At 41.2% G+C, this 524-nt stretch carries 1 protein-coding gene; it reads left to right on the top strand.

The features are described 5' to 3' along the window. Nucleotides 1-524: SspB-related isopeptide-forming adhesin (locus tag HMPREF2877_RS07225; RefSeq protein ID WP_141751052.1), on the top strand; the 524-nt coding region annotated here is incomplete at both ends.

Genomic DNA, 524 nt, shown 5'->3' on the forward strand with positions numbered 1-524 from the left:
CTCGTTGATGATGATAAAGAGTTGGCAGACAAGTACGCAGACACAAATGCGAACCCATACGCTGATGATGCATCAAACAACGAAAAAGAAAACTTGAACACTAAGACTGTTAAACGTGGTGATAAGTTGGTTTACCAAGTTTGGTTGGATACAACTAAATTCGACGCAGCTAACAAGGACAACATCCAATCAGTAGGAATCTCAGATGACTACGATGAAACTAACTTGGACCTTGATGCTACTAAGATTAAAGCCTACGATTCAGTAACAGGTGATGATGTTACAGCCAAATTCGATATCAAAGTTGAAGGTGGTGTGATCACTGCAACCCTTAAAGCTGGCTTCACTAAGTCACTTGGCGATGCAGAAAACACACAAGTTATCGACACAACTAAATTCGCCTTTGGACGTTACTACAAGTTCGACATCCCAACAACAGTGAAAGCTGATGTCCCTGGTGGTGCAGATATCGAAAATACTGCGGCTCAAGTAGTAAACTACTACAACCCAACAACTAAGAAAGT

It is taken from the genome of Streptococcus sp. HMSC072D03 (assembly GCF_001812855.1).
GTDB lineage: Bacteria > Bacillota > Bacilli > Lactobacillales > Streptococcaceae > Streptococcus > Streptococcus salivarius_D.